Genomic DNA, 14,043 nt, shown 5'->3' with positions numbered 1-14,043 from the left:
TGCTTGGATGGGCAGCGTTCTAGACTTGAATTTGTTTTATCAAAAAGCGTTAAATGATACAACAAAAAGTTATTTAGAACAGGTGAATGTGCCTACGAAAGAGGATATCGCTAGAGTAGCTACGCTTGTTATTAACTTAGAAAATAAAGTTGATAATATCGAGGAAGTTCTAGAAGAGAAAGTGGATTCATTAGGACAAGCCCCTACATTAAAGCGTGATGTTACGAAAGTAAAACAAGATATTCGCACATTAGAAACGAAAGTGGATCAAATTTTGGAATTGCTAGAAAAGCAAAATGCAGTACTAGCGAAACTACAAGAACCTGTAAAAGAAGAAGGAAAGCCTGCGAATAAGCCTGAAAATAAAAAATGATAATAGCGTTTGTTTACAACGTGTAAAAGGGAAGGGGAGAATCTCTTTTTCATGTATAAACAACGAAACATAATTAATATATGGACTCTATTCATATGAGTACCAAAATGATTCATAACAATCGTTCACAAATTCATTTAAGGGGGAAAAGAAATGGTTCAATTAAATGGCAAAGTAGCAATCGTAACAGGTGGGGCAAAAGGAATTGGAAAAGCAATTACAGTAGCGTTAGCACAAGAGGGAGCAAAAGTAGTTATTAACTATAACAGTAGTAAAGAAGCAGCTGAAAACTTAGTAAATGAATTAGGAAAAGAAGGACATGACGTTTATGCAGTTCAAGCGGATGTTTCGAAAGTAGAAGATGCAAACCGACTTGTAGCAGAGACTGTGAATCATTTTGGTAAAGTTGATATTCTTGTTAATAATGCTGGTATTACAAGAGATCGTACATTCAAAAAGTTAAATCGTGAAGATTGGGAGCGCGTAATTGACGTGAACTTAAGCAGCGTATTTAATACGACAAGTGCTGTACTTCCATACATAACGGAAGCTGAAGAAGGAAGAATCATTAGTATTTCTTCTATTATTGGTCAAGCTGGTGGATTTGGACAAACAAACTACTCTGCAGCAAAAGCGGGTATGTTAGGATTTACAAAATCATTAGCATTAGAACTTGCAAAAACAAATGTAACTGTAAACGCAATTTGCCCAGGATTTATTGATACTGAAATGGTAGCAGAAGTACCGGAAGAAGTACGTCAAAAAATCGTTGCGAAAATCCCGAAAAAACGTTTTGGTCAAGCTGATGAAATTGCAAAAGGTGTAGTATACCTATGCCGTGACGGTGCGTATATCACAGGTCAGCAATTAAACATTAACGGTGGATTATACATGTAATGAAGTAAGAAAAAAGTGCATATCCATAGCAGGAATGCACTTCTTTTTTTTAGAAATAAATCGACCGAAAAGGAGATAGAAAAATGACTACATTCGTAACGGAATGGGAAAAGCAATTGGAGTTGTACCCAGAAGAATATCGTAAAGCATATCGCCGTGTGAAAAGAGCGAGCGAAGTTTTATTACGCGAACCAGAACCACAAGTTGGTTTAACACCGAAAGAAGTTATTTGGACGAAGAATAAGACGAAGCTGTATCGTTACATTCCAAAACAAGAAAAAACACAGAGAGTACCAATCTTATTAATATATGCTCTTATTAATAAGCCATATATTATGGATTTAACTCCAGGAAATAGTTTAGTGGAATATTTAGTAGATCGTGGTTTCGATGTGTATATGCTGGATTGGGGCACATTTGGTTTAGAAGATAGTCATTTGAAATTTGATGATTTCGTGTTTGATTATATTGCAAAAGCAGTGAAGAAAGTAATGCGAACTGCAAAATCGGACGAGATTTCTTTACTTGGTTATTGCATGGGTGGAACGCTAACTTCTATTTATGCGGCACTTCATCCGCACATGCCAATTCGTAACTTAATCTTTATGACAAGTCCTTTTGATTTCTCTGAAACAGGATTATACGGTCCTTTATTAGATGAGAAATACTTCAATTTAGATAAAGCGGTTGATACATTCGGAAATATTCCGCCAGAAATGATTGATTTCGGAAATAAGATGTTAAAACCAATCACAAACTTTGTAGGTCCATATGTCGCTTTACTCGATCGTTCAGAAAATGAGCGCTTCGTCGAAAGTTGGAAATTAGTTCAAAAGTGGGTTGGTGACGGTATTCCATTCCCGGGTGAATCTTATAGACAATGGATTCGTGATTTTTATCAAAATAATAAATTAGTGAAAGGTGAACTCGTTATTCGCGGACAAAAGGTAGACCTTGCAAATATTAAGGCGAATGTCTTAAATATTTCTGCGAAACGTGATCATATCGCTCTGCCATGCCAAGTAGAAGCGTTGCTAGATCATATTTCTAGCACAGATAAACAATATGTATGTTTACCGACGGGACATATGTCGATCGTTTACGGTGGAACAGCGGTAAAACAAACATATCCGACGGTTGGAAATTGGCTAGAAGAGCGTTCTAATTAAAAATAAAAAATCCAACTAGCGTATAGTTAGTTGGATTTTTTTATGGAAAATAACAAAACATAGAAAGGAGAAATTTATGTTTTAGGAGTATAATTATGAACCTTATAACTGGTAAGCTGTTTTGGAATACAGGAGTTTCTGTACCTTGTTATCCACCGTTAGGAAATGATATGATATGTGATGTGCTCGTAGTCGGAAGTGGCGAAGCAGGTGCCCATATAGCGTATTCTTTAGCGAAAATTGGTATGAGTGTAATACTTATTGAAAAAAGAGAAATTGCATGTGGTAGTACATTTGCAAATGTAGGTTTATTACAGTTTCTTCATGATAAATCGTTAACCTCACTTATCCATACATTTGGTGAAGAAAAAGGGGTACGAGCATATAAACTTTGTTACGAAGCGTTACGAACAATGGAGAAAGTGGTACCGACTCTCGATATTGATCCCTATTTTATTCCGAGAAGTAGTTTATATTATGCAAGTAAAACTGAGGATGTCTCATTTTTACAAGAGGAGTACAATACGTTACAGAATTATGGATTTCCTGTTGAGTATTTTACAGAATCTGATATTAAGGAACGTTATCCTTTTATAAAACAAGCGGCATTATACACACACGGTGATGCCGAGGTGAATCCGTATTTATTAGCGCACAGTCTTTTGCATAAAGCAAATCAAATGGGTGCTACTATATATGAGCATACAGAGGCCATACATATAAAAAAACGCCAAAATGATTTAATTTGTTATACGAAAACAGGAAATCAAATTGTAGCAAAGAATATTATTATGGCGACAGGTTATGAAGCACTTTTCGGAAAGAAAGAAAAAAATACAACAGTGGAAACATCTTATGCAGTTGTGACAAATAAGATAGATTCATTTGAAGGCTGGCATGAGCGATCATTAATTTGGGAAACAGCACGTCCTTACTTATATTTTCGGACGTATCAAAACCGCATTATGATAGGCGGATTAGATGAAACGATGAAAATTCAAACAATTGGTGATACGAAATTATTGCATAAGCGTGATATCCTTATTAACATTGTAAAAGAGATGTTCCCGCAGTATAAGAATATACAAGCAGAGTATTATTGGGCAGCAGCATTTGGTAGTACTCATGATGGTCTACCTATTTTAAAAGAAGACAAAAAGATACATAATTTATTTTACGCATTACTGCATGGAGGCAATGGAACTGTATATGGAATGGTCTTTGCCAAATTATTTGAGCAGTTATTTACAAATAAAGAAAACGAAGATTTTTCTTTATTTAATCGATAGAAAAAAGGTAGCGAAGTGATGGAATGAGAGATATAAAAAAGTTTTTACAAAAATTACGTCCTGTACAACTCATTGTTTTGTTTTATTTATTAGCAGTAGTCGTATCAGTGATATTACTTAGTTTACCGTTTGTTACGAAGGCTGGTGTGAAATGGACGTTTATCGACGCCTTATTTACATCCGTTAGTGCGGTAAGTGTTACGGGATTATCTGTTGTTACAATTTCAGATACATTTACCACAGCGGGCATTATTGTTTTAGCCCTTATTTTGCAATTGGGCGGTTTAGGAATTATGGCGCTTGGTACATTTGTTTGGATAATAACGGGGAAAAAGATTGGTTTGCAGAGAAGAAGATTAATTATGGCAGACCATAATCAAGGGAATTTATCGGGGCTTGTAGAATTGATGCGTTCTATTTTAATTGTAATTATTTCAATAGAACTTATTGGAGCGATACTGCTAGGGACAAGATTTCTACTTTACTTTCCAACTTGGCAAGAAGCTTATTTCCACGGTTTCTTTGCGGCTGTTAGTGCAACGACGAACGGTGGATTTGATTTAACAGGGCAATCATTAATTCCGTATAAAAAAGATTATATTGTTCAAATGATTCATATGTTACTTATTATTTTAGGAGCTATCGGCTTCCCAGTGCTAATGGAAATAAAGCAATTTCTTAGTAAAAGGAGACAGCAACTATTTCGTTTTTCATTATTCACAAAACTGACGACGACAACATTTTTTGCACTCGTGGTTGTTGGGACCATTATGATTTTTCTATTAGAACGAAATCATTTTTTAGTAGGAAAATCATGGCATGAAACGGTATTTTATACATTATTCCAATCTGTGACGACGCGAAGTGGTGGACTTGCTACAATGGATATACGTGAACTGTCACAACCGACGCTTTTGTTTATGAGTATATTAATGTTTATCGGGGCATCACCAAGTTCGGTTGGGGGCGGAATACGTACGACAACATTTGCTGTTAGCATATTATCGTTATACACGTTTGCAAGGGGCGGAAGAACAGTTAGAGTCTTCAAACGTCAGCTACATGAAGAGGACGTACTAAAAGCATCCGTCGTTATGACGATGGGGATTTTATTATGTGCCACGGCGTTATTCATTTTATCTATTACGGAAAATGTGCCACTTATGAGCCTAATCGTTGAAGTTTGTTCGGCCTTCGGAACGACTGGACTATCAACGGGTATTACGCCAGATTTAACAACTGTAGGTAAACTGGTACTTATTGTACTCATGTTTATTGGACGTGTTGGTATTTTAACATTTATTTTAGCTAGCGGTGGAAGGGAACAACCGCCACGCTATAAATATCCGAAAGAGCGAATCATTATTGGATAGCATATGAAACCATTCTACCTAGGTTAGGTAGAATGGTTTTTTAGTCGTTAATGCCAAATTGAGGATGCATAAAAGCCTCATTCTTATTGTCTACTTCTTTTTTTAGCAACTCTTGATTTTCTTCTGAAATCCACCCAATATCATTTGTAGGATGGATCCATTCTTCTCCAGCCATAATGGCAGGATCTACTTCATCACTCCAATTGTGAAGTGGACTGTTCTCGGAATCATATTTACTGTCTCCGATTACGACGTCAAATTGATTTATGAAAGGTTGTTGCATCTTCTTTCCTGTTCCTTTAAAAGATGGAAAATTCATTTGATGCGGGAGCGTTTCGTCTAAAATTGGCGACTGAATCTTTTCTTTCTTCTTCAAAATCATCGCTCCTTTTAATCATTTGTTCATATGTAGTATTTCCATCTATCGGCTTTTAGGTACTTGTTAACACTTGCCAGTAATAATTATTTCAGCTTGCTTCAAACTAGAGTAGAAAGTGATTTCTTGAGAGCAGGTGAATGTATTGGTAAAAAGAAAAGTGAAACAAAATGCGGCAATCAACAATAATAAAACTCCGAAAGAAAGCTTACCAGATGCAGAATTTGCATTAGAGTACGAAGGAGAAAATAGCGCAAAGTATGCAAATCGTAATTCAAAAAAAGGTAAACAAAAATGAGGCGTTTTTTACAAACGCCTCATTTTTTTGTGGGATTATAAAGGTTTTTTTAATTGTTTGTAAATTTTGTGTTTTCTATTAGCAGAAAAATATGAAAAAACATAGAAGTAGCAACGTATTACACAAAAACAAACAACAAACAAAAGATTAATGTTGGTTTAATACTGCTTTTACACTAGTTGTTTATATTTGAGTTGTACATAAGATTTGTAAAAGGAGAGAGAGACAGTGAAAAAAACAATCTTTAAAGCTGTAGCAACTGGAATGGTATTTTCGTTATTAATGGGGTGTGGTGCAAAGAAAGAAGAAAGTGCTGGGGCAAAAGTAAAAGATGATAAATTATCTGGGTCATTAACGGTTTACACAGCGATTGAAGAAGAACTTGTACCAATTTATCTCGATTCTTTTAAAAAGAAATATCCCGATGTTAAGTTGAACATTGTACGTGATTCAACAGGAGTTATTACAGCGAAATTGCTAGCGGAAGGAAAAAATACACAAGCAGATGTTGTATGGGGAACTGCTGCATCAAGTCTATTGGCTTTAGATAAAAAAGATATGTTAAAAGGATACTCTCCAAAAGGAGCAGATCGTGTTCTTCCGCAATTTAAAGATGATAAGCAGCCAGAAAAATGGGTAGGAAATACTGCATTTATGACGGGGATTGCTGTAAATAAAGAAGAATTAAAAAAGAAAAATTTACCAATTCCAGAATCGTATGAAGATTTAACGAAACCAGAGTATAAAGGAACGCTTGTTATGCCACATCCAGCATCTTCAGGAACAGGATTCTTAACAGTTTCTGCATGGTTACAAATTATGGGTGAAGATAAAGGCTGGGAGTACATGAAGAAACTTCATGATAATATGGCATCTTATACACATTCAGGTTCAAAACCAGCGAAACTAGCAGGTGCAGGTGAATATCCAGTTGGCGTATCGATGGTTTATAGTGCTTTGAAAGAGAAGCAAAAAGGTGCACCAGTTGAAGTTGTATTGCCGAAAGAAGGATTAGGTTGGGAAGTAGAAGCGAACGCACTTATTAAAAAAGATAATGCAAAAAATGAAAAATTAGCGCAAGCATTTTTAGATTGGGCAATTACTGATGATGTAATGAAGTTGTACTTCGAGAAAAATGGATTTGCGACAATTAAAAATGATTATAAACTTCCAGATGGATTCCCGAAAGATGTGACAGAAAAGTTATACAAAAAGAATGACTTTAAGTGGGCAGCAGAAAATCGCGACAAAATTTTAGAAAAATGGGAAAAAGAGTTTGGCCAAAAAGCAGAACCGAAAAAGTAAGTGAGTGGGAGAGAGAAAAAATGAGCGAATATTTATCAATTCAACACATTCAAAAACAGTTTGATGCATTTACAGCGTTAAAAGATATTTCTTTTACTGTGAAAAAAAATGAGTTTGTATGTTTATTAGGCCCAAGTGGCTGTGGGAAAACAACATTGCTTCGAATTTTAGCAGGGCTAGAAGAGGCAACAACAGGCAGTATAGCTGTGAATGGAAAAGATATTACAGCATTACCTCCTGGAAAGAGGAATTTTGGAATGGTGTTTCAATCATATGCACTATTTCCGAATTTAACAGCACTTGAAAACATTGAATACGGCTTAAAGGCAAAAAAATATGGAAAAGCAGAAGTAAAAGAGAAGGCGCTATCGGCGTTAGAACTAGTTGATTTACTGAATGTAAAAGATAAATATCCTGCTCAAATGTCTGGCGGACAACAGCAGCGAGTTGCACTTGCACGTGCGCTCGCTCTGTCTCCGGATATTTTGTTACTGGATGAGCCATTATCTGCTTTAGATGCAAAAGTACGTGAAAAGTTACGTAGAGAAATGCGTGATTTGCAAGAAAAAGTAGGAGTAACAACTATTATGGTCACGCATGATCAAGAAGAGGCATTAACGATGGCTGATAAAATTGTTGTAATGAATCATGCGGAAATTATGCAGATTGGAACACCTGAGGAGATTTATCAAAGACCAGCTAATCCGTTTGTGGCAGATTTTATTGGTTCTATTAATTTCTTTTCGAAAAATAACGAAGAGCATGCAATTCGTCCGGAACATGTAACAGTCGTACAAAATAATGGTATTAAAACAATTGTAGAAGGCATGGAGTTTCGCGGATCTGTATACCGGACAGAAGTGCGAGTTATAGATGAGGAAACACATCTATATAATGAGAAAATCGTTGTAGATATATTGGCATCAGAAGTAGAAAAAACAGTTATTAGGAAAGGAAAGCCGATTCAAATCTCTTTCTCAGAAAATCATATGTTGTCATATGGAAAGAAGGTAGTTGTATAGATGGAGATGTTAGAAAATTTAAAGGTAGAAAATACGAAAAAAAAGATTAAGAGACGTATCGGTAAAGAAGAGTGGATACAAAGACTATTAATTATTGGTATGATTCTTGCCTTTTTGATTATGCTTGTATTGCCACTATTACAATTGTTTACACAAGCTTTTTATGATAAAGATGGAGCTTTTATTGGTGTTGCGAATTTTAGTAAATATTTCACAACACCAACGCTAGTTCAATCCTTACAAAATACGATATGGATTTCAGGCGCAACAACAATTATTGCAGTGACACTCGCTTTCGTTTACGCTTATGCGATTGCTCGTACGAATGTGTTTGGGAAGCGTGTATTTCAATATGTCGCTTTGTTACCACTATTCGCACCAACGATGATGCACGGTATCGCACTGACATATTTATTTGGTAATCAAGGGTTAGTAACGAAAGGGATGTTTGGTTTGTTTGAAGGGATACAAATTCCTTTATATGGACCAGTAGGAATTGTAATGGCTGAAGTCATGTATACATTTCCGCAAGCATTTCTTATATTATTAATTGCTTTTCAAGGCTCTGATTATCGTTTATATGAAGCTTCTAATATGTTAGGAGCGAGTAAAGCAAAGCAATTTTTCACTGTTACTTTACCTAGTGTAAAGTACGGGTTAATTAGTGCGATGTTCGTTGTGTTTACACTTAGTTTCACTGATTTTGGGGCACCAAAAATTGTTGGTGGACAATATAATGTACTTGCTACTGACGTATATAAACAAGTAATTGGACAGCAAAATATGCCGATGGGTGCAACTGTCGGAATGATTTTATTAATCCCAGCTATTTTTGCATTTGCAGTTGATCGCATTACGCAAAGAAAGCAGGCGAATCTCTTATCTTCAAAATCAGTACCTTACAGAATAGTAAATAATAAGAAACGAGATGTTATTTCATTCGTATATTGTAGCGTAGTAACGCTTATGATCATTCTATTATTTGTGGCAGTTGGTATTGCTGCGAGTGTGAAAGTATGGCCATATAATATGAGCTTTACATTTGAGCATTTTAATTTTTCAAGTTTAACAGGAGATGGACTTGAAGCGTTTAAAAATAGCGTAATTGTTTCAGCGATCACAGCGGTTATTGGAGCGGTTTTAACATTTATGTTCGCTTATGCGATTGAGAAAATAGATCAGCTACAATTTTTCCGAAAAGCAGGTTACTTTTTCTCTATCGTCCCTTTAGCGATACCAGGTTTAGTACTTGGATTAGGCTATGTCTTCTTCTTTAGTCAACCAACTATACAAATCTTTGGACTTTCCGTAACGAATCCGTTTCATTCTCTATACGGAACAATCGCTGTGCTAGTACTAGTCAATATCATTCATTTTTATTCTGTAACATTTGTTACAGCAACGACAGCTTTAAAGAAATTAGATCGTGAGTTTGAACTTGTTTCCCAGTCGATGGGGATTCCATTTTATAAAACATTCTTTCGAGTAACAGTACCGATGTGTTTACCGGCAATTTTAGAAATGGTAATGTACTACTTCGTAAATTCAATGGTAACTGTGTCGGCAGTCGTATTTCTATACGCAGCTGATTTTAAACTAGCTGCTGTATCAATTGTAAACATGGATGATGCAGGAAATGTAGCACCAGCAGCTGCAATGAGTGTACTTATTGTTGTTACAAATATTGTAGTAAGAGTTGTATATGAATGGGGAACGAAAGCACTTCGTAACCGAACTTCACAATGGCAAAAAAGATAAATAAGAAGGGTGATGGATTGAATGAAAATAGAAGCAGTTATTTTTGATTGGGCAGGTACGACAGTTGATTACGGATGTTTTGCACCACTGGAAGTATTTATGGAGATCTTCCATAAACGTGGTGTTGAGATTACAGCGGAAGAAGCTCGTAAGCCAATGGGGTTATTAAAAATTGATCATGTAAGGGCACTTACAGAGATGCCTCGTATTGCGAGTGAGTGGAATCGCGTTTTCGGACAATTACCAACAGAAGCAGACATTCAGGAGATGTATGAAGAATTTGAAGAGATTCTCTTCGCTATCTTACCACGCTATGCGTCGCCGATTAATGGAGTAAAAGAAGTGATTGCTTCTTTACGTGAAAGAGGTATTAAAATTGGTTCAACGACTGGTTATACGAGAGAAATGATGAACATTGTAGCAAAAGAAGCAGCGCTACAAGGGTATAAACCTGATTTTCTTGTAACGCCAGATGATGTTCTAGCGGGTCGTCCATATCCGTGGATGTGTTATAAAAATGCGATGGAACTTGGTGTATATCCAATGAATCATATGATAAAAGTTGGAGACACGGTATCGGATATGAAAGAGGGAAGAAATGCTGGAATGTGGACAGTCGGTGTAATACTCGGCAGTAGCGAGCTCGGTTTAACTGAAGAGGAAGTGGAGAATATGGATTCAGCAGAACTTCGTGAAAAAATAGAAGTAGTTCGTAATCGTTTTGTTGAAAATGGGGCGCACTTTACGATTGAAACGATGCAGGAACTCGAAAGTGTAATGGAACATATCGAAAAACAAGAACTTATTATTTCATAAAAGGGGAATAGGATCATGACTGAAAATCACTACTTATTATTAACGCCAGGACCATTAACGACAACAAAAACAGTAAAAGAAGTTATGTTATACGATTGGTGTACGTGGGATGCTGAATATAACACAATGGTACAAGAGGTAAGAGCTAAACTTGTATCGTTAGCAACGAAAGAAGAAGAGAAATATACAACTGTTTTAATGCAAGGGAGTGGTACGTTTTCAGTTGAAGCAGTCATTGGTTCTGTCATTCCTAAAAACGGAAAGCTGCTTGTTTGTACAAATGGTGCGTACGGTAAGCGAATTGTACAAATGGCAGAGATGTTACATATAGATGTGGTGGTTAGTCAAACAGAAGAGTGGGAGCCTACTAATATTGCAGAAGTAGAAAAAATATTGCAACAAGATAAAGAGATTACACATATTGCAGTTGTTCATTGTGAAACAACAACAGGTATTATCAATCCAATTGTAGATGTATGTAAATTAGGGAAGCAATATGGAAAAGTAACCTTAGTTGATGCAATGAGTAGTTTTGGTGGTATTGAAATAGATATCGCGGAGTTGCAAATTGACTTTCTAATTAGTAGTGCGAATAAATGTATCCAAGGTGTTCCTGGGTTCGGCTTTGTTATTGCAAAGCGCGATGAATTGGTGAAATGTAAGGGGCAAGCACGTTCATTATCATTAGATTTATACGATCAGTGGGAAACAATGGAAAATCAAAATGGGAAATGGCGTTTTACGTCACCTACACATGTTGTACACGCTTTTTATCAAGCACTACTTGAATTAGAAAAAGAGGGCGGAGTAGAAGCACGTTACAATCGATACTATAACAATCAAAAACTATTAGTGAATAGAATGAGAGAAATCGGATTTAAGCCGCTAGTAGATGAGAAATATCAATCGCCTATTATTACATCCTTCATTTATCCAAAAGAGTGGTTCGATTTTGGGCAGTTATATAATGAATTAAAGTGTGATGGATTTGTGATTTATCCAGGTAAACTTTCAAAAGTAGATACATTCCGCATTGGAAATATCGGTGATGTACATGAGGCAGATATTAATCGCTTAGTTGATAGTATCGCTAAAGGAGTTGTTATAGGTTGAAAGTATTTTGCTTAGGTGGAGCAGGAAAAATTTGTCGTGAAGCAATTTTAGATTTAGTGCAATTTTCATCCTTTGAGACGATTACAGTAGCTGATTTTAATGAAGAAGAGGGCCTGAAAGTAGTAGAATGGCTCAACGATCCTCGTGTTGATTTTGTGAAAGTAGATGTAACGAATCACGAGGATACAGTTGCAAAAATGCAAGGCTATGACATTGTAATGGATGGTACGACAATTAAGTTAAATGGATTGTCTACTCGATGTATTGCAGAAGCAGGTTGTCACGGCGTGAATTTGAATGGATTTGGTGAAGAAAATGAATTTCATTCTTTATTTGTTCAAAACGGAAAAACGTGTTTACCTGGTTTTGGTATGACACCAGGTGTAACGCAAATGATGGCAATGCATGCAGCAAATCAGCTACATACTGTAGAGTCAGTTCGTGTCAGTCATGGCTCGTATCGCCCAATTGCTTTTTCTGCATCAATTACAGAAACAACGACATATGAATATGATCCACATTTACCATCGCGTACAGTATATGAAGATGGTGAGTTTAAACAAGTACCTCCGTTTGCGCGTCCAAGAGAAATTGAATTACCGGCGCCTTATGGTAAGGCAATGCAGTATATAATACCGCATTCTGAAACGATTACGTTAGCAAAAGCATTAGAAAATAAAGGCGTCAAACTGATAGAGACGAGAGGAACTTGGCCAAAGCAAAATATGCAGCTCGTACGTGCTTTATATGATTATGGTATATTGCGTAATGATCGGGTTGACATAAATGGGAAAGAGATTGGCATTATGGATTGTATTTCGAAGTATTTATTACAATCGAAAGAGGGGCAAGAAACAGAAGTTTACGGTTATGCACTTCATGTAGAAGTAATAGGTATGAAAAATAATGAGAAACAAAGGCACGTATTATATCATACACACCCGTTATCTGATGGATCTGTTGTAGGATGGGAAAAATTAAGAGCTTATACGAGAAACGTAGGTATTCCATTTGGGATTGCTACAGAGTTAATCGCAAAAGGGCATGTAAATAAAGTTGGCGTTGTGACACCAGAGGAAGCTTTTGTAAATCCACAAATTATTTTTGATGAACTAGTAAAGCGTGGTATTCATATTCATGAAGAAGTTTTTACTGAAAAAGAAAGTTATAACTTTGTATAAGTAAGGCAGTTTATGAGGTAGAAATCAATGGGGTGAAGCCATGTCTGTAGTAGGTGAAGAAAGAAAGCGAACCATTCTTGAGAAGGTAGAGTTTAAAGGAAAAGTAAAAGTTTCAGAGTTAGCGAGAGAGTTTGCTGTATCAACAGAGACGATTCGTCGTTATTTAGAAGAATTAGATCGTGAAAAGAAGTTGAAGAAAGTGTATGGTGGAGCCGTCCAACTTCCGGGAGCTGGAATAGAGGCGCCAATGTTAGAACGAGAGATGCTGCATATAGAAGAGAAGAAGAGAATTGGGTATAAAGCAGCAACGTTCGTGGAAGATGGAGATGTGATTGCGATTGATGACGGAAGTACACCACTTCAAATGGTGCCATATCTTGTTCATCGTAAAAATTTAACGATTGTAACAAGTTCATTTCCAGTAGCAACACAATTAATTTCTTCTATTAATAAAAAGATGTTTCACGGTGAAGTTTTATTTATTGGTGGAAAAGTATCTCCAAAGCATTCACGTGTGTCAGGGTCTATTTCACAGCAAGTAATCCAGCAATTTCATTTTCATAAAGCATTCGTTTCGATTGATGGATTGTTACCTGGTTTTGGAGTTTCTAGTTTTGAATTAGAAAAGGCGAAACTGTCAGAAGCGATGCTGAAATTAGCAGAGAAAACATATATTTTATGTGATCATACAAAAGTAGGGGTAAAAGGAAATTACCGAATAGCAGCATTTTCACGTATTCAACATGTCATTTGTGATAAGAAAATGCCTTATAGTTTTGAAGAGGAAGTCAAAAAGCATAACATTCAATGGACAATTTGCTAAATAAATTGAACTCCCACCTAATTTTGAGGTGGGAGTTTTACTGCCTGCAAATAAAGGGATAAAAGATTTGTATTTATGCAAAAAGTGGACACATTTTCTCATCTCGTTCATATAATTTACCAATACAAAAAAAGTTGGTCGAAGGAAAGAAGGGCAAAGTATGTCAGAACGGATATATAATAAACTTGTATTGTATGCAAATATTTTGCAAAAAATTGGTTTTATTAATGAAAAAGAAAAAAGTGAAATT

The 14,043-nt window shown here is 36.0% G+C and carries 14 protein-coding genes and 1 pseudogene; 14 read left to right on the top strand and 1 reads right to left on the bottom strand.

Annotated features, from left to right (window positions below):
• From phaR to KI369_RS24630, 5 genes are all read left to right on the top strand, one after another.
• Positions 1-373 (top strand): polyhydroxyalkanoic acid synthase subunit PhaR (gene phaR, locus KI369_RS24650; RefSeq protein WP_212957870.1); only part of this gene is annotated, 373 nt, incomplete at its 5' end.
• A gap of 153 nt (positions 374-526) precedes the next feature.
• The gene (locus KI369_RS24645) at positions 527-1,270 is read left to right on the top strand and encodes an acetoacetyl-CoA reductase (protein ID WP_212957868.1); all 744 of its coding nucleotides are present in this window, start codon (positions 527-529) and stop codon (positions 1,268-1,270) included.
• Between the two features lie 83 nt (positions 1,271-1,353).
• Entirely contained in the window at positions 1,354-2,439 is a 1,086-nt protein-coding gene (phaC, locus tag KI369_RS24640; protein ID WP_000206842.1) for a class III poly(R)-hydroxyalkanoic acid synthase subunit PhaC, read from the top strand.
• 95 nt (positions 2,440-2,534) lie between these two features.
• On the top strand, positions 2,535-3,728 hold the full coding sequence (locus KI369_RS24635) for an NAD(P)/FAD-dependent oxidoreductase (protein ID WP_212957866.1): 1,194 nt from the start codon (positions 2,535-2,537) through the stop codon (positions 3,726-3,728).
• Between the two features lie 23 nt (positions 3,729-3,751).
• Positions 3,752-5,101: a TrkH family potassium uptake protein gene (locus tag KI369_RS24630; RefSeq protein WP_212957864.1), complete on the top strand. Its 1,350-nt coding sequence runs from the start codon at positions 3,752-3,754 to the stop codon at positions 5,099-5,101.
• 40 nt (positions 5,102-5,141) lie between these two features.
• Here KI369_RS24630 and KI369_RS24625 read toward each other — a convergent pair whose 3' ends face one another.
• Positions 5,142-5,477 (bottom strand): DUF3905 domain-containing protein, encoded by a 336-nt coding sequence (locus KI369_RS24625; protein ID WP_212957862.1) that lies wholly within the window; start codon positions 5,475-5,477, stop codon positions 5,142-5,144.
• Between the two features lie 145 nt (positions 5,478-5,622).
• Between KI369_RS24625 and ykzP the strand changes: the two genes are divergently transcribed.
• The 9 genes and pseudogenes from ykzP to KI369_RS24580 all read left to right on the top strand — a co-directional run.
• Positions 5,623-5,775 (top strand): protein YkzP, encoded by a 153-nt coding sequence (gene ykzP / locus KI369_RS24620; RefSeq protein ID WP_000240799.1) that lies wholly within the window; start codon positions 5,623-5,625, stop codon positions 5,773-5,775.
• Between the two features lie 228 nt (positions 5,776-6,003).
• Positions 6,004-7,080: a putative 2-aminoethylphosphonate ABC transporter substrate-binding protein gene (locus KI369_RS24615; RefSeq protein WP_212957859.1), complete on the top strand. Its 1,077-nt coding sequence runs from the start codon at positions 6,004-6,006 to the stop codon at positions 7,078-7,080.
• Positions 7,081-7,100: 20 nt separating this feature from the next.
• Positions 7,101-8,102: a putative 2-aminoethylphosphonate ABC transporter ATP-binding protein gene (locus KI369_RS24610; protein ID WP_212957857.1), complete on the top strand. Its 1,002-nt coding sequence runs from the start codon at positions 7,101-7,103 to the stop codon at positions 8,100-8,102.
• Positions 8,103-9,860 carry a putative 2-aminoethylphosphonate ABC transporter permease subunit gene (locus tag KI369_RS24605; RefSeq protein ID WP_212957856.1) on the top strand — a complete coding sequence of 586 codons (1,758 nt, stop codon included), beginning with the start codon at positions 8,103-8,105 and terminating at the stop codon, positions 9,858-9,860.
• Positions 9,861-9,881: 21 nt separating this feature from the next.
• Complete coding sequence (phnX, locus tag KI369_RS24600; RefSeq protein ID WP_212957854.1) at positions 9,882-10,676, top strand: phosphonoacetaldehyde hydrolase; 795 nt, start codon at positions 9,882-9,884, stop codon at positions 10,674-10,676.
• Positions 10,677-10,691: 15 nt separating this feature from the next.
• A complete protein-coding gene (gene phnW / locus KI369_RS24595; protein WP_212957852.1) occupies positions 10,692-11,789 on the top strand; it encodes a 2-aminoethylphosphonate--pyruvate transaminase in 1,098 nt (365 codons plus the stop codon).
• Positions 11,786-12,970 carry a saccharopine dehydrogenase family protein gene (locus KI369_RS24590; protein WP_212957850.1) on the top strand — a complete coding sequence of 395 codons (1,185 nt, stop codon included), beginning with the start codon at positions 11,786-11,788 and terminating at the stop codon, positions 12,968-12,970. The genes phnW and KI369_RS24590 overlap by 4 nt, the downstream gene beginning before the upstream one ends.
• Positions 12,971-13,010: 40 nt before the next feature.
• A complete protein-coding gene (locus KI369_RS24585; RefSeq protein ID WP_000117658.1) occupies positions 13,011-13,793 on the top strand; it encodes a DeoR/GlpR family DNA-binding transcription regulator in 783 nt (260 codons plus the stop codon).
• Positions 13,794-13,953: 160 nt separating this feature from the next.
• Positions 13,954-14,043 (top strand): annotated as a pseudogene (locus KI369_RS24580) (6-pyruvoyl tetrahydropterin synthase); the annotation flags it as partial.

The sequence above is a fragment of the Bacillus sanguinis genome, assembly GCF_018332475.1.
Taxonomy (GTDB): Bacteria; Bacillota; Bacilli; order Bacillales; family Bacillaceae_G; genus Bacillus_A; species Bacillus_A sanguinis.
The sequence above is the reverse complement of the archived record's forward strand: the minus strand, read 5'-3'. Positions and strand labels throughout refer to the sequence as shown.